General features: G+C 40.1%; 16 protein-coding genes. 4 read left to right on the top strand and 12 right to left on the bottom strand.

Annotated elements, in window-relative coordinates; all coding sequences use genetic code 11:
• Positions 1-190: 190 nt before the first annotated feature.
• From ispH to ribF, 5 genes are all read right to left on the bottom strand, one after another.
• Complete coding sequence (gene ispH, locus ACTH6U_RS01390; RefSeq protein WP_294108328.1) at positions 191-1,144, bottom strand: 4-hydroxy-3-methylbut-2-enyl diphosphate reductase; 954 nt, start codon at positions 1,142-1,144, stop codon at positions 191-193.
• Positions 1,125-1,595: an FKBP-type peptidyl-prolyl cis-trans isomerase gene (gene fkpB, locus ACTH6U_RS01395; protein WP_294108326.1), complete on the bottom strand. Its 471-nt coding sequence runs from the start codon at positions 1,593-1,595 to the stop codon at positions 1,125-1,127. The genes ispH and fkpB overlap by 20 nt, the downstream gene beginning before the upstream one ends.
• A 102-nt stretch (positions 1,596-1,697) precedes the next feature.
• On the bottom strand, positions 1,698-2,222 hold the full coding sequence (lspA, locus tag ACTH6U_RS01400) for a signal peptidase II (protein ID WP_294108324.1): 525 nt from the start codon (positions 2,220-2,222) through the stop codon (positions 1,698-1,700).
• Positions 2,222-5,032: an isoleucine--tRNA ligase gene (gene ileS, locus ACTH6U_RS01405; protein ID WP_441831415.1), complete on the bottom strand. Its 2,811-nt coding sequence runs from the start codon at positions 5,030-5,032 to the stop codon at positions 2,222-2,224. The genes lspA and ileS overlap by 1 nt, the downstream gene beginning before the upstream one ends.
• A 28-nt stretch (positions 5,033-5,060) precedes the next feature.
• Complete coding sequence (gene ribF, locus ACTH6U_RS01410; RefSeq protein WP_441828672.1) at positions 5,061-5,999, bottom strand: bifunctional riboflavin kinase/FAD synthetase; 939 nt, start codon at positions 5,997-5,999, stop codon at positions 5,061-5,063.
• A 610-nt stretch (positions 6,000-6,609) separates the two neighbouring features.
• Here ribF and rpsT point away from each other — a divergent pair.
• On the top strand, positions 6,610-6,870 hold the full coding sequence (gene rpsT, locus ACTH6U_RS01415; RefSeq protein ID WP_294108320.1) for a 30S ribosomal protein S20: 261 nt from the start codon (positions 6,610-6,612) through the stop codon (positions 6,868-6,870).
• A 52-nt stretch (positions 6,871-6,922) separates the two neighbouring features.
• Here rpsT and nhaR read toward each other — a convergent pair whose 3' ends face one another.
• Both nhaR and nhaA read right to left on the bottom strand, forming a co-directional pair.
• The gene (nhaR, locus tag ACTH6U_RS01420; protein WP_441831416.1) at positions 6,923-7,846 is read right to left on the bottom strand and encodes a transcriptional activator NhaR; all 924 of its coding nucleotides are present in this window, start codon (positions 7,844-7,846) and stop codon (positions 6,923-6,925) included.
• A gap of 191 nt (positions 7,847-8,037) precedes the next feature.
• Positions 8,038-9,210, bottom strand: a complete 1,173-nt coding sequence (gene nhaA / locus ACTH6U_RS01425) for a Na+/H+ antiporter NhaA (protein WP_294108317.1) — start codon at positions 9,208-9,210, stop codon at positions 8,038-8,040.
• A gap of 403 nt (positions 9,211-9,613) precedes the next feature.
• On the opposite strand from nhaA, the gene ACTH6U_RS01430 reads away from it, so the two are divergent.
• Positions 9,614-10,462 carry an EamA family transporter gene (locus ACTH6U_RS01430; RefSeq protein ID WP_336430898.1) on the top strand — a complete coding sequence of 283 codons (849 nt, stop codon included), beginning with the start codon at positions 9,614-9,616 and terminating at the stop codon, positions 10,460-10,462.
• A gap of 44 nt (positions 10,463-10,506) precedes the next feature.
• Here ACTH6U_RS01430 and ACTH6U_RS01435 read toward each other — a convergent pair whose 3' ends face one another.
• The 3 genes from ACTH6U_RS01435 to ACTH6U_RS01445 are packed head-to-tail and all read right to left on the bottom strand — an operon-like array spanning position 10,507 to position 13,374.
• Positions 10,507-11,418 (bottom strand): alpha/beta hydrolase, encoded by a 912-nt coding sequence (locus tag ACTH6U_RS01435; protein WP_294108314.1) that lies wholly within the window; start codon positions 11,416-11,418, stop codon positions 10,507-10,509.
• A gap of 1 nt (position 11,419) precedes the next feature.
• Positions 11,420-12,304, bottom strand: a complete 885-nt coding sequence (locus ACTH6U_RS01440; RefSeq protein ID WP_441831417.1) for an alpha/beta fold hydrolase — start codon at positions 12,302-12,304, stop codon at positions 11,420-11,422.
• The gene (locus ACTH6U_RS01445; RefSeq protein ID WP_336430897.1) at positions 12,301-13,374 is read right to left on the bottom strand and encodes a sugar phosphate isomerase/epimerase family protein; all 1,074 of its coding nucleotides are present in this window, start codon (positions 13,372-13,374) and stop codon (positions 12,301-12,303) included. The genes ACTH6U_RS01440 and ACTH6U_RS01445 overlap by 4 nt, the downstream gene beginning before the upstream one ends.
• A 181-nt stretch (positions 13,375-13,555) precedes the next feature.
• On the opposite strand from ACTH6U_RS01445, the gene ACTH6U_RS01450 reads away from it, so the two are divergent.
• Positions 13,556-14,152, top strand: a complete 597-nt coding sequence (locus ACTH6U_RS01450; protein ID WP_294108308.1) for a TetR/AcrR family transcriptional regulator — start codon at positions 13,556-13,558, stop codon at positions 14,150-14,152.
• Between the two features lie 60 nt (positions 14,153-14,212).
• Positions 14,213-15,613, top strand: coding sequence for an amidohydrolase (locus ACTH6U_RS01455; RefSeq protein WP_441831418.1), 1,401 nt, complete (start codon positions 14,213-14,215; stop codon positions 15,611-15,613).
• A gap of 67 nt (positions 15,614-15,680) precedes the next feature.
• On the opposite strand, the gene dnaJ is transcribed toward ACTH6U_RS01455, so the two are convergent.
• Positions 15,681-16,820: a molecular chaperone DnaJ gene (gene dnaJ / locus ACTH6U_RS01460; protein ID WP_294108304.1), complete on the bottom strand. Its 1,140-nt coding sequence runs from the start codon at positions 16,818-16,820 to the stop codon at positions 15,681-15,683.
• A gap of 111 nt (positions 16,821-16,931) precedes the next feature.
• Entirely contained in the window at positions 16,932-18,845 is a 1,914-nt protein-coding gene (gene dnaK, locus ACTH6U_RS01465; protein ID WP_441831419.1) for a molecular chaperone DnaK, read from the bottom strand.
• Positions 18,846-19,085 lie beyond the last annotated feature (240 nt).

A 19,085-nucleotide genomic window follows, 5' to 3' on the forward strand; every position in this document is an offset into this window, starting at 1 on the left:
GGTTTGAGATTTAACGAATAGACAGATTAACCATCATGGCATTATTGCGCTAGTACTAATCTTAAGTTATTAACAAAACCGTACAGAGAGGAGAAATTATCAGAAAAAGTTGTGATGATGGGTGGTTCAATAAGCAATAAAAAGCCATTTCGCTTTTGCAAAATGGCCACCAATAAGATTGAACAGCAAATTAGTTAATTTCTTTTACTTCCACACGTAATTCTTTTGGCACTTCAAACACAATATTTTCTTCGCGGCCTTCTAATTCAACCACAGAATCAGCACCAAGTTCCTTTAATCTATCAATAACTTGTTGAACTAAAATATCAGGAGCCGATGCTCCAGCGGTTAAACCGATAATTTCTTTATCTGCTAACCATTCAGTTTTAATATCTTCTGCACCATCAATTAAATACGCAGGCTTTTGCATTCTTGAAGCAAGTTCTGCTAAGCGATTTGAGTTTGAGGAGTTTTTAGAACCAACAACAAGGACAATATCTGCGCGCTCTGCGAGCTCTCTCGCGGCTTCTTGTCGGTTTGTCGTTGCATAACAGATATCATCTTTACGTGGTCCTACAATGCTCGGGAAACGGGCCGTTAGAGCATCAATTACATCAGAGGTATCATCAACTGAAAGTGTTGTTTGCGTCATAAAGCGTAGATTATTTTCATCTTTAACTTTTAGCTTCCAAACATCTTCAGGACTCTCGACAAGGTACATTCCCCCCTCTGGGTTGCTATATTGTCCCATAGTTCCTTCTACTTCAGGATGGCCTGCATGACCAATCAGTATAGCTTCTTTCCCTTTTCTACTTGCTCTAGCAACTTCCATATGAACTTTAGTCACCAATGGGCAGGTTGCATCAAATAACATCGTTAAATCGCGTGAGCGTGCTTCTTGGCGAATAGCTTGAGAAACCCCATGAGCTGAAAATATCAGAATTGAACCATCAGGAACTTCAGCGATTTCTTCAATAAAGATAGCGCCACGTTGACGTAAATCATCAACAACATAACGGTTGTGAACCACTTCATGTCGAACATAAATTGGCGCGCCATATAATTCCAATGCTCTTTCTACAATACTAATTGCGCGATCTACACCTGCACAGAATCCACGAGGATTAGCCATTAATATTTGCATTTTGACTCTCCAATTGCGGGTCGACTTCTAGTACTTCAATATCAAAACTGATTTGCTGCTCTGCGAGAGGATGATTAAAATCAACGGTAATTGACTCACCTTCAATTGATTTTACAACTCCGGGCATTTCACTACCATTCATGGCCGAAAATAACATAATAGTGCCAATTTCAGGTATACCTGTTTCAATAAAATCACGTAATGAGAAATATTGAACTAAATCAGGATTATGCTTCCCAAAAACAGCATCACCAGGTAATGAAAAGCTTTTCTTTTCCCCCTCATTGAGCCCTAAAAGCTGGGTTTCAAGTTCAGGAGATAAAGAATCATTCCCTAAGACAAACAACGCAGGCTTTCCTTGTGCGTGTGAAGAATCTGCTGTCGAGCCATCTTCCAATTTCAGAGTGAAATGCAGTAGAACAGAGCTCTGCGCCTGTATTTGAGTAGACATAAATCAAACCTATTTTCTGTCATAAAAATCAGCCCGGTATCATCCGGGCTGTGAGTAATCATGTTATAACCTATTGTCTTTTATCGCATTCGGTTATTTAGCTTACTTTACGTTATCCTGCTTGGCCGTGCTCTGTTTAGTTTTATCTCTATCAGGCAAAAAGCCTTCAATGATAACTAAACCAGCACCGATACAAATTGCCATATCAGCAAGGTTAAAAGTAGGGTAATGCCAGTTGCCGACGTAAAAATCAAGATAATCGACAACAAAACCATGCACTAAACGATCACATAGGTTACCAATTGCGCCACCAATAATTAGTGCATAAGCAATGTTTGTTAGGCGTTTTTGTGCACTTTGACGATACATCATCACCATTAAGATGATAGAGATACCAATCGCAATACCTGCAAAGAACCAACGTTGCCAGCCCCCTTCATTAGCGAGGAAACTAAATGCGGCACCAAAATTTTGGGCATACATCAAGTTAAAAAATGGTGTAATCGGATGTGGTTCGTATAAATTAAGGTCACTCAAAACGAGTTGTTTAATACCTAAATCCGCAACGATAATCACAATGGTTAACCATAACCAACGCAAACCGGTAGAACAAATAGGTGTCTTCATTAAGCAAACTTACGTACTTCGCCGTCACCGGCTACGTTAGTCGCACAACGGCCACATAACTCTGGCTGATCAGCGACAGAACCAATATCACTAGCATAGTGCCAGCAACGAGGACATTTATCACCAGCTGCTTTACTAAAGGCAATTTTCAAACCGTCTAGTTCACTGTCTTGCGCGTCCGTTGGCGCAGTTGCAATATCTGCAACAACCGCTTGAGATGTCAGTAAAACAAAGCGCAGCTCATCGCCTAAACTATTAAGCTTTTCACTCAACTCTTTATCTGCATACAGTGTAACTGCAGCCTCTAACGACCCACCAATTTGCTTATCTGTACGCGCTTGTTCCAATACTTTATTAACTTCACTTCGAATAACTAATAGTTCAGCCCAGAAGCTATCATTCATTTCTTCTGATGCATCTAAACCGAATAATTTGTCATACCATTCTTCAGTTAATACAAATTGTGAACGTTTACCCGGTAATTCATTCCAAATCTCATCTGAAGTAAATGAAAGTACAGGTGCAACCCAACGAACAAGAGCTTCAATGATATGGTATAACGCAGTTTGACAGCTACGGCGCGCGAGGCTATCACCTTTCGCCGTATACTGGCGATCTTTAATGATGTCCAGATAGAAAGAACCCATTTCAATAGAGCAAAAATGCATTAAACGTTGAATAACAGAGAGGAAATCGCAGGCTTCATACGCTTTCGTGATCTCTTTTTGAGCTTCTAATGCACGACCCACCGCCCATCTATCTAAGACCACCATGTCTTCTGCCTTCACCATATCGGTTTCAGGATTAAAGCCATTTAGATTAGCTAAGAAGAATCGTGCAGTATTACGAATACGACGATAAGAGTCGGCTGCACGTTTCAATATTTCATCAGAAACAGCAATTTCGCCAGTATAGTCTGTCGATGCGACCCATAAGCGTAGGATATCTGCGCCTAGCTTATTCATTACATCTTGCGGGCTAACAGTATTGCCTAATGACTTGGACATTTTACGACCTTGACCATCAACGGTAAAACCGTGGGTCAATACTTGGCGATAAGGCGCTTTACCTTTCATCGCAGTCGATAACATCAGTGAAGACATAAACCAGCCACGGTGCTGATCTGAACCTTCTAGGTACATATCAGCAGAATTACCATGAAACTCTGGACGAGCGTCTACGACAGCAAAATGTGTTGAACCAGAGTCAAACCAAACATCCAGCGTATCTGGCACTTTACGATAAGTTTCAGCGTCATCACCTAATAGCTCAGCCGCGTCGAGATCCCACCATGCTTGAATGCCATCAACTTCGACACGTTTAGCGACTTCTTCCATCAACTCTAAAGTACGAGGATGTAACTCTTCCGTCTCTTTATGGACAAACAACGACATTGGAGTACCCCAAGTACGTTGACGAGAGATACACCAGTCTGGGCGGTTTTCAACCATTGATTCAATACGTGCGCGACCCCAACCAGGGATCCATTGAACCATATCAATTTCTTTCAGTGATTGCTCACGTAAGCCGTTTTTATCCATGCCAATGAACCATTGTGGTGTTGCACGGAAAATAACTGGCGTTTTATGGCGCCAACAGCACGGATAGCTGTGGGAAATCGCTTGCTTAAACAGCAAAGCTCCCTTTTCATTTAATAGCTCGACAATCACGTCATTAGCTTTAAATACAAATAGGCCATCAAGGGTCGGATAGGTGTCAGGTAAAAAACAACCATTTGGTCCGACTGGATTCGCAGTTTCCAAACCGTATTTTTGACCAACCACGTAGTCTTCTGGACCATGGCCCGGTGCTGTATGCACAGCCCCTGTACCGGCATCTAAAGTAACGTGGTCACCTAAAATCGCAGGGATATCAAAGCCCATAAATGGATGTTGGAAACGTAATAATTCAAGAGCACTACCCTCACATTCACCGAGAACAGTCCATGATGTAATACCGACCGTTTTCATGACGTCTTCGATAAGATCAGTCGCAAGGATCAGTAACTCACCATTCGCTTCAATCAAACTATATTGAAATGCAGGATTTAATGAAATTGCGCGGTTAGCAGGCAAAGTCCAAGGCGTTGTAGTCCAAATAACCAACGACGGTACTTTATCAGTCATTACGCCAAATTTTTCACATACCGCTTTGCTATCTACCGCAGGGAAGCGAACATAAATAGATGGGGATGTTTTATCGTAATATTCAACTTCCGCTTCAGCCAATGAAGAGCCACAAGCTGTACACCAATGAACAGGCTTAGCACCTTTAATAAGATGACCATTCGCAATGGTTTTAGCCAATGCTCGGATGATATGAGCTTCTGTTTTAAAATCCATGGTCAGGTAAGGTTTATCCCACTCGCCTAACACACCTAAGCGCATAAAGTCCGCTTTTTGCCCTTCAATTTGCTCTTTAGCATATTGGCGGCACTGTGCACGAAATTCAGCGGCGGAGACTTTTTCACCTGGTTTACCAACGATTTGTTCAACTTTATGTTCAATCGGTAAGCCATGGCAATCCCAACCTGGGATGTATGGGGAATCAAATCCCGCTAGCCCTTTGGATTTAATAATAATATCTTTGAGAATTTTGTTAACTGAGTGACCAATATGAATACTACCGTTAGCATATGGAGGGCCATCATGCAGAATAAAGGTTTTTTTGCCCAATTTTGCTTTACGGATTGCCTGATACAAGTTTTCTTTGTACCAGCGTTCTAACATCTGTGGTTCGCGTTTGGCGAGATCGCCACGCATTGGGAACCCGGTTTCTGGTAGATTCAGGGTATTTTTATAGTCACTCATCGATTCTCAGTTCCAATTTTCCGCTAAATTATTTGATTCCTATTGCGCAGAGGTATTCTCTTGCTGCAATGACATCATTAGCAATTTGCTCCTTCAGCGCTTCCAACGAAGCAAACCGCTGCTCATCACGTAATTTTTTACGTAGCACTACATCAATATGACGCCCATATAAATCAAGGCTGGTATCAATCAGATGTACTTCTAACTGTGTTCCTTTTCCAGAAACTGTCGGTCGTGTGCCGATATTCGCCACACCCGGTAGAGGGTTATCACCTAAACCGTGAACCTCTACAGCATACACACCTGTGACTGGTGTGACTAAACGTTTTAATGGTAGGTTTGCTGTCGGAAAACCTATAGTTCGCCCAAGCTGATTACCATGTACAACACGCCCACTAATCCGATAAGGATGACCCAGTAAACTTTCCGCTAATGCGAGGTCATTTTCTTGAATCGCTTTGCGTATTGCCGTACTGCTTATACGTAGCCCTGAATCGCAAAAGCTTTCAGTATTTGCCACTTCAAAGCCAAATTGCTCACCCGCTTGCTGTAGGAAAGTAAAATCGCCCATCCGATTTTTTCCAAAACGGAAATCATCGCCAATCGCAAGGTATTTTACGCCTAGTTTATTAACCAATAAGTCCGACACAAACTCATTTGGTGTCAGCGAAGCAAAATGCTGATTAAATTCAACACATAACAGATAATCAACACCACTATCTGCAAGGTATTTTACTTTATCTCGTAGACGTGTCAGTCGAGCAGGTGCTTTATCTCCAATAAAGAATTCAAGAGGCTGTGGCTCAAAAATCATCACAACAGTGGGTAGCCCCAACTGCGCACTCTTCAACTTCAAATTTTGAAGCAATACCTGGTGACCTCGATGGACACCATCAAAATTACCAATAGTCAGTACGCAACCACGATGGTGCGCCCGGATATTTTGTATACCGCGAATTAGCTCCATAACAGGCTCAATACCGAGGAAATTGCAGGATTATACCCTGTACGACGCATAAGGTTAACCTAAGTTCGTAAAAGGTTTCATTAAACCCTATTTTTTTGATCTCCACACTATTTACCAACAGATTTTACCTCGATTGTAAACAGTTATGCTACTCAAACTCATCTAATATTACCTGATAGTATACGGATCTCAAAAATGTTGGGATAACCAATGGATTATCAATACAACAAATTTACGCTGAGGTCTCTAAAAATATTAATTTTTTCTTTTTTTCTTACTGTGGCTATTTACTAAATACATTATCTGTTTATGATTCATGCAATAAATGTATTGTTTTCATACAGCCACCGCATAAATACTGAGGCTATCTCGCTAGAAAATATTTTTTATCTAAAATGTTTTCCATTTTCTGCAAACAATTGCGCTTTTTTTCACGCTAAGATCTGTATTCTTCTTGTCTTTACTGATAGAATCTTGCACCATTCACAGCGATATAAATATCGAAGTACACGATGTTTATTTGCACAAATCCATTGACAAATGAAGGCCGAGAGGGCATATTCCTCGACCTTTGAATTGTCCTCAGTAGAATACATTTGGGAGTTGGAACTTGGCTAATATCAAATCAGCTAAGAAACGTGCCATTCAATCAGAGAAACGTCGCCAGCATAACGCTAGCCGTCGCTCTATGGTACGTACTTTTATCAAGAAAGTTTACGTAGCTATCGCTGCTGGCGATAAAGAAGCTGCTCAGAAAGCATTCAATGACATGCAACCTATTGTTGATCGCCATGCTACTAAAGGCCTGATCCACAAAAATAAAGCAGCACGTCATAAAGCTAACTTAGTTGCTCAAATCAAAGCAATGTAATATCGCTTCTTGATTAGCTAAAAAAACCGGCTTCTGCCGGTTTTTTTGTCTGCTAAATTTTTTGTTCTAAGTTATCGAATGGTGCTGAAAACAAATCAGAAAAATCTTTATTACAGACACGTTGTACTGCTGGATGTTGGATCATTCTCTCAGCAAAAATAACATAATACTCTTCTTTTACACTATCTAATCGCCCAATCTCTTGCACTTCATTATCTGCAAAAATATCGAGAGCATATAAAGATGGCGCCACAAATATTGCATTATGGTACATGCCAAATGCTTTCATCAGTGCTGCATCATCAAATTCCCCTAACACTTCAACTTGTAAATTTTTATTTCGTATCCAGGTTAATAAATGACGCCCTAACATTGAACGACGGCCTGGGATCAATAAGCGGCGCTCTTCAAGACATTCTGGAAATGGTTTTTTAGGTGCGGGCTGCCGACAAAAAAAGCTTACGCTACACTCTCCTAATTTAACCGAGAATAGCCCTTCTTGTTGAGATGAATCCACAGGACAATCCGATAAAATCATATCCAATTTGTGCTGACTAAGCTGCTCAAGCAATAATTCATGCGTTGATTCAAAACAACGTAAATGAATTTGTTCATGCTCGACAACAGCTGTTTCTAATACTCGACTAACTAAACGTTTAGATAATGCGTCAGCAACACCAACATCAAATAAAAGATTTGATTCTCGACTGTAGTTAACGATATCTAACATTTCCTGACTAAGCATAAACATTTTATCTGCATAGCGAAAAATGAGTTGCCCAAGCTCTGAAGGCACTAAACCTCGCCCTTGGCGTTTAAATAACTTACCGCCTAAGCGCTCTTCAAGTGCTTTAATTTGCCCTGTAATCGTCTGAGGAGTCAGATAAAGTGCTTCAGCTGCTCCGACAACAGAACCTTCTTTACACACATGCCAAAAGTAGTAAAGGTGATTATAATTAAGATGTGAAACCCGCATATCGATTCCTTTTGTATCACCAATAACCAGTATAACAACTATTGACCATACGATTTTACCTGCGCTCCTTTTTTCAGGAGTGATATTTAAAAACCCGCAGTATGCAAAACACATACTGCGGGTACATCATAGTCGATTAGTTCGGAAATTCTTACTAATAAATTCTGTAAAAATACTAATTTTACAACTAATTACTCTCTATTTTGTTTCGGTAACACTACCCTTAACATGAAATATCCTAAAAAGGCAGCCACAGTCGAACCAATTAAAATCCCCAGTCTTGAGTAGGTACTATACACTTCATCAAGTCCATCGAATGCGAGGCCTGTTATAAAAATAGACATAGTAAAACCGATCCCACACAGTACCGAAACAGCAAAAACTTGTTTCAGGTTAATTGATGCTGGTAATTTTGCCAACCCAAGTTTTATCGAAACCCAACTAAACAAAAAGATCCCAATTGGTTTACCTAACAAAAGACCTGCGGCAACACCTAATGGTAATGGGCTCATTAAACCGTCTAAAGTTATCCCATTTAACGATACCCCTGAGTTTGCAAAAGCAAAAATAGGTAAAATTAAATAAACAACCCACGGATGTAATACATGCTCTAGCTCTTCAGATGGCTTAGTATCATTAGTGCCACGTAATGGAATTAAGAAACCAACGATAACCCCCGCTAAAGTTGCATGAACGCCTGATTTAAGAATACATACCCATAATATTAATCCAATAACCAAATATGCTGCTGTATTTTCAACTCGTCGCCAGTTCATTGCACACAGTGCTGCAATACATAACGCCGCAAGCCCAAGAGCGATAACCGATACAGAGCTTGTATAGAAAAAGGCGATAATGACAATAACGCCAAGGTCATCAATAATTGCTAGTGCTAATAAAAATACTTTAAGCTCTGTTGGTACACGTTTACCTAATAACGCCATCACGCCCAATGCAAATGCAATATCCGTTGCCGCAGGAATTGCCCACCCCTGCTTTGTTATCTCATCTGCCCCATTAAATAATAGGTAAATCAAAGCTGGTGCAATCATGCCACCCAGTGCAGCAACTGCTGGAAATATAGCTTTATCACGCCCTGCTAACGATCCTTCCAATAACTCTCGTTTAACTTCAAGACCAACAACAAGGAAAAAAATTGCCATTAGGAAGTCATTAATCCAGAGAATCAATGGCTTATCTAAACCAAAAGTGGATATTTTGATCGATACAGGTATATCTAAAAATTGCTGATAAGCCCCTTGAAGTGGCGAGTTAGCCATCATCAATGCGACTATGGCAGCAATAATCAGGAGTAATCCTCCTGCTGCTTCTAACCTTAAAAACTTACGAATAATTGCTGTCATATATTTAACCTCAAAATATTTTTGATATGTTAATAATATGCTAATTATCAATTCGTAAAAAGTCGTTTATTTATCCATAATAATTCGTTATTTTCGATTTATTCGTGTTAAAGATCACTAGAAATGATAACAATTAGTTAATTTTACTATAGACAACTTTTGTAAAAATAAACAATAAATTAATTATTTTAATATTATTGCGATTTAAGCCATTTATTATTCTGACTTCTCATTAAAAATACACGGTTAAGTGAGTTTGTAACCATAAACGATTTTAAATCTACATACCGTTTCGCAAAATTTTTCGATTCTAAGCACTATCTCCGAATAATGCTGCCAAGCGCTTCACAAAACAATGGGGATCAGCAATACTAACCTCACCGTTTAGCAATACGTTTTTATTATGACTACTTATGTTTTACTTGCTGTTCTAGTCGCTGCACTTTGTCATGCAAGTTGGAATGCCTTAGTTAAATTTGGTAATGACCGTTTTTTTGGTTTAGTCATGATTTCATTTTTTGCAGGGATCTTAACTATTCCAGCCTTGTTTTGGTTCGGACTTCCCTCCCCTAATGCTATCCGTTGGCTTATTTTGTCGGTCATTTTTCATATTGGTTATACCTATTTTTTAAGTCAGGCCTATACCCATGGTGACTTAAGCCAAATTTACCCCATTTCAAGGGGTTCAGCACCTTTAATTACGGCAATACTCAGTGCAGTCCTTTTTAATGATCTTATCTCTTTCATGGGCTTAATTGGTATTCTATTAATTATTTCTGGGGTAGTTATCATTGCTTTTGCAGGAAAAAAGTTCACTTTAAATATCAAAGGAAAAGCATTAGCTTTTGCCTTATGCACTGCATTTTTTACCGCCTGCTATACCCTATCTGATGGGTATGGTTCAAGAGCCAGTGAAGATCCTATCGTCTATACCCTTTGGCTATTCCTGTTAAATGGTATCGTATTAATGGTTCCTGGAATCATAAAATACCGCAATACACTCTTTCAAGGTATACAGCAATATTGGCGTTCAGGATTATTTGGTGGATTAATGCAGCTATTAAGCTATGGCATCGTTATATGGGCAATGAGCCAAGCTCCTATCGTCATTGTGGCTGCAATTAGAGAAACTAGCGTTTTATTTGCGATGTTTTTATCTATTGTGTTTTTGAAAGAGAAATTCAACCTAATGCGTGTAACAGCCTGCGTAATTATTCTATTTGGCGTACTATTAGCCAAGCTAAGTACTTGATAAATAAAAAGGATTAAGAGATTCCCTAATCCTCTAAATTATGGTTATAAAACTATTTTTTTATAGATATCAGAAATATCATTACAAATAGTATTCATATGGATAGCACCGTGGATCATGCCTGACAAGAGGTGGAAATCAACATTAACACCAGCCTCTAATAAACGCTCTTTATAACGTTCCCCATCACCACGAACAGGGTCATATTCACAAACAAAAATAGTTGCGGCAGGCAAACCTACTAAAGATGAAGCCATTAATGGATTTGCAAGTTCATTCAAACGTTCGGCAGGATCAGTAAGATACTGATTCCAGCAATATTCCATCGTAGCCGCAGTAAGGTCGTAACCTTCCCCATAAATTTGATAAGACTCACTGCTCATCAAAGCATCCAAAGCTGGATAAAAGAGTAGCTGATGACTAATCGTCATGTCCGGCACTTGCCTTGCTAATAAACAAGCCGCTGCTGCTAAATTTGCCCCTGCACTATCACCAGCAACAGATATTCGTTGCTTATCAATATTAAGCAAATTCGCATTTTTATAAATATAAGTAAGTGCAGTAAAATAATCAGTCAATGGAACTGGAAATTTAAATTCAGGGGATAAACGATAATCCACTGAAAAAACAACCTGCTGTGTTGATTCAGCCAATAATCGACATGTTCTATCCCAAGCAGATAAACTCCCTAAGCACCAACCACCACCATGAGCGAAAACCAATGCTGGTCGTAATTTATCCTGTTCTAACCCATAAGGACTATATGTACGCACTTCGATTTGCGCTTGATCCTCAGTGGTCACTAAAAATGAGTTTTGATAGCAAGCATCCATTTGGATGCCTTGCTGTTCAATAATATCTTGATCAACATTTATTCTTAATTGTTCAAGACTATTTGCTGGCTGATTTAGCTCTCTCAAACTCAACCAATTCGCAATCTCAGTCCGTAATGCCATGTTATTCACCTTGCTGTAGAAAATTAATGATAAGTGCATTAAATTCTTTTGGCTGTTCTTCCATAATAAAATGTCCACAGTCTGCCACTATTGCGCTAGTCAAGTTTGATGCGACTTTCTTCATGGTTTCATAAGGCGCATCTTTGGTTGCATGCTCTGCACCAATCGCCAATACAGGAATAGTTAAGGGTTGTTGCTCTCGTATTATGTTCTGCCGAATTGTTTCTGGGATTGAACGATAATAATTGAAGCCTGCGCTTAATCTTCCCGGTACACGATAGCTTTGAACATAAATTTCGGCTGCAACCTTGTCACGATGCCACGACCATTTATCAAAAATATAATTCAAATAGATATCTTCACGTCCGGCAATAAGTGCTTCAGGCAAATCTGCCACTTGATTGAACATGAAGTGCCATAAAAAAATGTTCTCATTTGGTGCAACAAAAACAGGAGGAGACGGCGCAAGACCAGGGATCACCGCTTCCGTCACCACTAAACGAGAAACGTTTTCGGGATAATCAGTAGCGAGTGCATAAGCAACCCACATACCAATGTCGTGTCCAATGACTGGATAATCGGTATGACCCAATGAGTCCATTAACTTTGCTAATAATCCAGCAATCCGGCCTGTGTCATAACTTCCTGTTAATGAAGCTGAATACCCAGTTCCCGGCGGATCAATAGCAATGGCTTGATAACCGTTTTCAGCCAATACTTCCATTGTATTTCGCCATGCATACCATGTCTGTGGCCAGCCGGGGAGCAACAGTACAGCGGGGCCTTCACCTAAAGTTACATAATGTAACTTATTGCCTTCAATCACTGTATAATGGTGCTCAACAGCATTCAAAAAATACCCATTTGTAGTAATATCTAGCATCATTGTTTGCTCCCTCTTGGTGTTATTCCTAATAATTCATTCAACTGAGACTGGCTCACAGGTGCCGCAGCAAAATCATCAAAAACCTTATCTGTGACACGAATAATATGTTGCTTGATAAATTCAGCACCTTCACTCGCCCCATCATCTTTATTTTTTAAACAACATTCCCACTCTAAAGATGCCCATCCTTGATAACCATTTTGGGTTAATTTAGAAAAAATCGTTGTAAAATCAACTTGCCCATCTCCTGTTGAGCGAAAACGTCCTGCTCTATCAGCCCAATTTTGATAGCCACCATACATACCTTGACGGCCTGTAGGATTAAATTCCGCATCTTTGACATGGAACATACGAATAAAATCTTTATAGATATCTAAATATTCAACATAATTAAGCTGTTGTAAGATAAAATGGCTCGGATCAAATAGAATTTTGCAGCGAGGATGATTTCCTGTTCGTGCATAAAACATTTCAAAACTGATCCCATCATGCAGGTCTTCACCCGGATGAATTTCATAACATAAATTAATATTATGTTCCTCACAGGCATCTAGAATTGGCATCCAACGACGCGCTAATTCATCAAATGCCGTTTCTACTAATCCTGCCGGGCGCTGTGGAAATGGAAATACATATGGCCAAGCCAGTGCACCCGAAAAAGTGCCCATATCGGTCAAGCCTAAGCGTGCAGAAGCTTTTATTGAGGCTAGTAATTGTTGGTGAGCCCACTCACCTCTTGCAACGGTATTACCGCGTAATTCAGGTGGTGCGAAACTATCGCATAGCGCATCATAAGCAGGATGTACCGCCATTAATTGTCCAAAAATATGCGTCGTCAACTCACTAATAACCAAACCATGTCGATTTAAAATAGCTTGGATCTCATCACAATAATCTTGGCTTTCTGCGGCTTTATTTACATTAAACAAGCGGCTATCCCATGCGGGTAGCTGTACTGCTTTAAACCCATTATCGGACGCCCATTGCGCAATATTTTCTAAGCTATTGAAAGGAAAAACATCATCACTAAATTGTGCTAAATGAATACTTGGGCCTTTAATTGTTTGCATCTTAATTACTCTATTGTTTGTCGATCGACAAACAATAGAGATCTTGTATAATAAACACAACTCTTTTTTTTAAAAAAATTGATGAGTACTGACTATTTTCAATCAATATGATTGATTTATTTGTAGAAAAAATATTTTCAACGGATAATAAAAATCGTACATACCGAATAAGGAATAGACAATGGCTGGCAGACCTCGGGAATTTGATCGAGATGAAGCACTAATTAAAGCGCGAAATTTCTTCTGGCAACATGGGTATGAAGGCACTTCCATCTCAGATCTAGTTAATGTACTCGGCATCGCATCTGCTCGAATTTATAAAGCGTTCGGCTCTAAAGAAGCATTATTTCGTGAGGCCGTTATTCACTATGAAACCAATGAAGGTGGATTTGCGCTTATCGCTTTGCACGAAAAAGATATTATGACGGCCATAACACAGATGCTTACTGAAGCGGTAAATCTATATACCCGTAAAGAACATGCCATGGGTTGCATGGTGGTTTCATCAGCCAATGCCCTCAGCGAAGAAAATCATTCACTACTTGAATGGATGACAACACAACGAATTGAACGCGGTAAAGGTATTATCACGCGCTTCGAACAAGCTAAAACAGAAAAACAGTTATCTGAAGATGCTAACCCTCAACTTCTTGGCCAATATTTTTCTTTAATTCTTCATGGGTTATCAGTACAAGCTCGAGATGGTGCATCAAGAGAAACATTAATGGATGTCGTTAATTTTTCTTTGCGAAACTTAGTACAATTTTATCGTTCATAAACTAAAACATATAATTTTCATATTAAGAATATTTAATATTTCACCAGAAATGAGGTCATTATGTCACTGTCAAAGTCCCTACTTGCTTTATCCATCATAACGGCTTCTATGGCTAGCTATGCAGTAAAACCTGCGGATATGATGATCGTAGATGGCACAGTACTCACCATGGATGCACAAAATAAAATCATAGAGCAAGGCACCGTCGTCATCGATAAAAATAAAATCATCGCTATTGGTGGCCCTGAATTAGCAAAACAATATCAAGCAACTAAAGTATTAGATGTTGATGGTGATATTGTCATGCCAGGTCTAATAAACACACATACCCATGCTTCGATGACCGTCTTTCGCTCGCTCGCAGATGATGTACCTGACCGTTTACATCGCTATATCTTCCCATTAGAAAGTAAAATGGTTTCTCGGGATATGGTACGCATTGGTGCAAATTTAGCCAATGCAGAAATGGTCAAGGGTGGTGTTACAACCTATGTTGATATGTATTACTTTGAAGATGAAGTGGCAAAAACTGTTGATAAAATTGGTCTTAGAGCTGTGCTTGGTGAATCCGTCATTCAATTTCCGGTAGCAGATGCAAAAAATGCTGATGAAGGTATTACTTATGCAGTCAATTTTATCAATGAATACAAAGACCATCCACGAATAACACCGGCTTTTGCCCCTCATGCACCTTATACCAATACAACTGAGCATTTACAAAAGATTGCCAAGTTATCACAAGAACTTGATGTTCCTGTCATGATCCACCTAGCAGAAACAGATAGAGAACAAGAAGAAATCGCTAAACGCACCGGCGGTAAAAGCCCAGTTCAATATATGGCTGATATCGGTGCACTAAACAATAAAGTGATTGCGGCTCATGCCATCATGGTGGATGAAAAAGATTTAGACTTACTCAAGCAATATGATGTTGGGGTGGCACATAATATCAGTGCAAATACAAAATCAGCTAAGGGTGTTGCACCGGTTACGGCAATGCTAGCAAAAGGTATTCGAGTCGGATTAGGAACTGATGGCCCAATGTCGAGTAATACATTGACCACAATGAACGAATTGGGGCTCGTCGGTAAAATCCATAAGCTTGCCAACAAGGACAGAGCTGCCATGCCGCCAATCACGGTTGTCGAAATGGCAACAATGGGATCAGCAAAAGCATTGCATATGGAAGATAAACTCGGCTCACTTGAAGTAGGTAAGCTCGCTGACATCATTGTCGTCGATACTAAATCACCAAATATGGTGCCGATGTATAGCCCATTTGCCGCTCTGGTTTATGGCGCAAACGGCGCAAACGTACGCCATACCATTGTCGATGGTAAAATTTTGATGGAAGACCGTAAACTTCAAACCGTTGATGAAAAAGAAATTATCCAAGAAGCTCAAGCATTTGCTAAACAAGTACGTGAAACTGTAATTGCAAGTGGTGAAGCCGTTAAGTAAAAACAAAAAAATGGCTGACTCAACGAAATATTAGTCAGCCATTTTTCTTAAACTAAAATAATTTCAACTACTTACTAGTTAAATCATCAAAGAATTTTTTCACGCCATCTAAGAAGCTTTTTGATCGAGGGCTATTTTTCTCACCACTAGTGCCGCCTAGAGATTCACCAAACTCTTTGAGCAACTCTTTTTGTTTCTCATTAAGTTTAACTGGAGTTTCAACCACGATATGGCACATTAAATCACCTTGCAAGCCACCACGAACTGATTTCACGCCTTTGCTCTTCATGCGGAAAACCTTACCCGTTTGTGTTTCTGCAGGAATTTTCAGTTTCACACGCCCATCAAGGGTTGGAACTTCAATTTCACCACCAAGTGCTGCAATGGCAAAATTAATAGGAACCTCGCAATGCAGGTTATTACCATCACGTTCAAAGATATTGTGAGGTAATACATGAACCTGTACGAATAAATCGCCTGCTGGTGCACCTTTCTCTCCAGCTTCCCCTTCACCAGATAAGCGAACACGGTCGCCAGTGTCTACGCCCGCTGGAATTTTCACCGACAATGTTTTATATCTTTCAACACGTCCATGACCATGACATTTATTGCAAGGGTCTTTGATGACTTTTCCGCGACCATGACAGGTTGGACAAGCTTGCTGTACAGAGAAGAATCCCTGACGCATATGCACTTGCCCCATACCATGACAAGTAGAACAAGTATCCGCACTCGTACCTGGTTTTGCGCCATTACCATGGCATACATCACAAGTTTCTAATGTTGGAATACGGATCTCTTTGGTCACTCCACGGACAGCCTCTTCAAGAGTCAGTTCCATGTTGTACTGTAAATCAGAACCACGGCTTGGGCGCTGCTGTCTGCGGCCGCCTCCAAAAATATCACCGAAGACGTCACCAAAAACATCACTAAAGTCAGCACCACCGCCAAAACCACCGCCGCCGCCCATTCCACCTTGCTCAAACGCAGCATGGCCATATTGGTCGTAAGCTGCACGTTTTTGCTCGTCGGAAAGCACTTCGTAAGCTTCTTTAATTTCTTTAAATTTGGCTTCAGACTCATCTTTGTTATCCTGATTACGATCAGGATGGAATTTCATTGCTAAGCGCTTATACGCTCTTTTGATGTCTTTTTCTGAAGCGTTTTTTTCAAGTTCTAGGACCTGATAAAAGTCTCTTTTTGCCATTTATTTTACCCTTAACATGCGGACACGGGCGCAGAGTTTCCTCGACGCCCGTGTCCGGTATCAGCAACCATTAACAACTATTAGCTATAGTTACTGCGCCCGCTAAGGGCATTATTTTTTGTCTTTATCGTTAACTTCTTCGAATTCAGCGTCAACAACATCATCATCTTTCTTCGCTTCTGCACCAGCACCAGCAGCGCCTGCTTGAGCTTGTTGCTGTGCGATTTCCAGAAGTTTAGCTGATGCAGTTACCAAAGCTTGAATTTTCGCTTCGATATCCGCTTTGTCTTCACCTTTCAGTGCAGCTTCTAGCTCAGATACTGCTGTTTCAATGCTCGCTTTATCTTCTGCTGGTAATTGCTCACCTGCTTCTTCGATTTGTTTACGAGTGCCGTGGATCAGCTGGTCAGCTTGGTTACGAGTCTGAACTAACTCTTCAAATTTACGGTCAGCTTCAGCATTCGCTTCGGCATCACGTACCATTTTTTCGATTTCTTCATCATTCAAACCTGAAGAAGCTTTAATGGTAATGTTTTGCTCACGACCACTGTTTTTATCTTTTGCAGAAACATGCAAAATACCATCAGCATCGATATCGAAAGTAACTTCGATTTGTGGCATACCACGTGGAGAAGGTTGGATGCCATCTAAGTTAAACTGACCCAATGATTTATTATCACCGGCACGTTTACGTTCACCTTGCAGCACATGAATTGTTACGGCCGCTTGGTTATCTTCCGCTGTAGAGAACACTTGGCTATGTTTTGTTGGGATAGTAGTATTCTTCGCGATTAACGAAGTCATTACGCCACCCATGGTTTCGATACCTAAAGACAGAGGTGTTACGTCAAGTAACAGAACGTCTTTAACATCACCCGCCAATACGCCGCCTTGTACAGCCGCACCGATTGCTACTGCTTCATCTGGATTCACATCTTTACGTGGCTCTTTTCCGAAGAAATCAGTGACCACTTTTTGCACCATAGGCATACGGATTTGACCACCAACTAAAATAACGTCGTTGATGTCGCTTACACTTAAGCCCGCATCCTGTAGAGCAACTTTAACTGGCTCCATAGTGCGTTTTACTAAATCTTCTACCAGTGACTCAAGTTTTGCACGAGTCACTTTGATGTTCATGTGTTTAGGACCTGTCGCATCTGCGGTAATGTATGGCAGATTCACGTCAGTTTGTTGAGCTGAAGACAACTCAATTTTCGCTTTTTCAGCAGATTCTTTCAGACGTTGCATTGCCAGTGGATCGTTACGCAGATCAACACCTTGGTCTTTCTTGAATTCTTCTACTAAATAATTAATTAAGCGGTTATCGAAGTCTTCACCACCTAAGTGAGTATCACCATTGGTAGCCAGAACTTCATAGGTTTTTTCGCCATCAACTTCATCAATTTCAATAATTGATAAGTCGAATGTACCACCACCTAAGTCATAAACCGCGATAGTACGGTTACCAATTTCTTTATCTAAACCATAAGCCAATGCAGCAGCTGTTGGTTCGTTGATAATACGCTTAACTTCTAAACCTGCGATACGGCCAGCATCTTTTGTTGCTTGACGCTGCGCATCATTAAAGTATGCAGGAACAGTAATAACAGCTTCAGTTACAGGCTCACCTAAGTAATCTTCTGCTGTTTTCTTCATTTTTTTCAGAACTTCAGCAGAAATTTGTGGTGGAGCCATTTTTTGACCTTTAACATCCAACCAAGCATCGCCATTATCAGCCGCTATAATTTTATATGGCATGATAGAAACGTCGCGTTGAACTTCTTCGTCTTGGAAACGACGACCAATCAAACGTTTAATTGCAAATAATGTATTTTCTGGATTTGTCACAGCCTGACGTTTTGCTGGCTGGCCTACCAAAATTTCACCATCTTGAGTGTATGCGATGATGGAAGGAGTAGTTCTATCACCTTCGCTGTTCTCAAGAACACGCGCAGTAGTACCATCCATAATTGCAACGCATGAGTTTGTTGTACCCAAGTCGATACCAATAATTTTACCCATGTAATACGCCTCCAAAGGAATTTGTTTCAATATAATTTCGATATCAATCTATATGAGGCTCAATATTTCATTTTCAAGGGAGTCTTCACTCTGAGCCTAACTTTTTTTTACTTTACGCAATAATTCAGATTGAAATCGGCTGATGTCTTAAAGATGGGGCCACAAATTCATTCATCAAGGGGATGATTAAAAAAAATTTGCATTTATTGCCAAAAAACCTACCTCTCGATCATTGTTTAA

It is taken from the genome of Providencia sp., from assembly GCF_052096715.1.
GTDB lineage: Bacteria > Pseudomonadota > Gammaproteobacteria > Enterobacterales > Enterobacteriaceae > Providencia.

Coding starts and splice junctions, on each gene's coding strand:
- ispH (WP_294108328.1), bottom strand. CDS start 1,144: ATGCAAATATTAATGGCTAATCCTCGTGGATTCTGTGCAGGTGTAGAT.
- fkpB (WP_294108326.1), bottom strand. CDS start 1,595: ATGTCTACTCAAATACAGGCGCAGAGCTCTGTTCTACTGCATTTCACT.
- lspA (WP_294108324.1), bottom strand. CDS start 2,222: ATGAAGACACCTATTTGTTCTACCGGTTTGCGTTGGTTATGGTTAACC.
- ileS (WP_441831415.1), bottom strand. CDS start 5,032: ATGAGTGACTATAAAAATACCCTGAATCTACCAGAAACCGGGTTCCCA.
- ribF (WP_441828672.1), bottom strand. CDS start 5,999: ATGGAGCTAATTCGCGGTATACAAAATATCCGGGCGCACCATCGTGGT.
- nhaR (WP_441831416.1), bottom strand. CDS start 7,846: ATGCGGGTTTCACATCTTAATTATAATCACCTTTACTACTTTTGGCAT.
- nhaA (WP_294108317.1), bottom strand. CDS start 9,210: ATGACAGCAATTATTCGTAAGTTTTTAAGGTTAGAAGCAGCAGGAGGA.
- ACTH6U_RS01430 (WP_336430898.1), top strand. CDS start 9,614: ATGACTACTTATGTTTTACTTGCTGTTCTAGTCGCTGCACTTTGTCAT.
- ACTH6U_RS01435 (WP_294108314.1), bottom strand. CDS start 11,418: ATGGCATTACGGACTGAGATTGCGAATTGGTTGAGTTTGAGAGAGCTA.
- ACTH6U_RS01440 (WP_441831417.1), bottom strand. CDS start 12,304: ATGATGCTAGATATTACTACAAATGGGTATTTTTTGAATGCTGTTGAG.
- ACTH6U_RS01445 (WP_336430897.1), bottom strand. CDS start 13,374: ATGCAAACAATTAAAGGCCCAAGTATTCATTTAGCACAATTTAGTGAT.
- ACTH6U_RS01450 (WP_294108308.1), top strand. CDS start 13,556: ATGGCTGGCAGACCTCGGGAATTTGATCGAGATGAAGCACTAATTAAA.
- ACTH6U_RS01455 (WP_441831418.1), top strand. CDS start 14,213: ATGTCACTGTCAAAGTCCCTACTTGCTTTATCCATCATAACGGCTTCT.
- dnaJ (WP_294108304.1), bottom strand. CDS start 16,820: ATGGCAAAAAGAGACTTTTATCAGGTCCTAGAACTTGAAAAAAACGCT.
- dnaK (WP_441831419.1), bottom strand. CDS start 18,845: ATGGGTAAAATTATTGGTATCGACTTGGGTACAACAAACTCATGCGTT.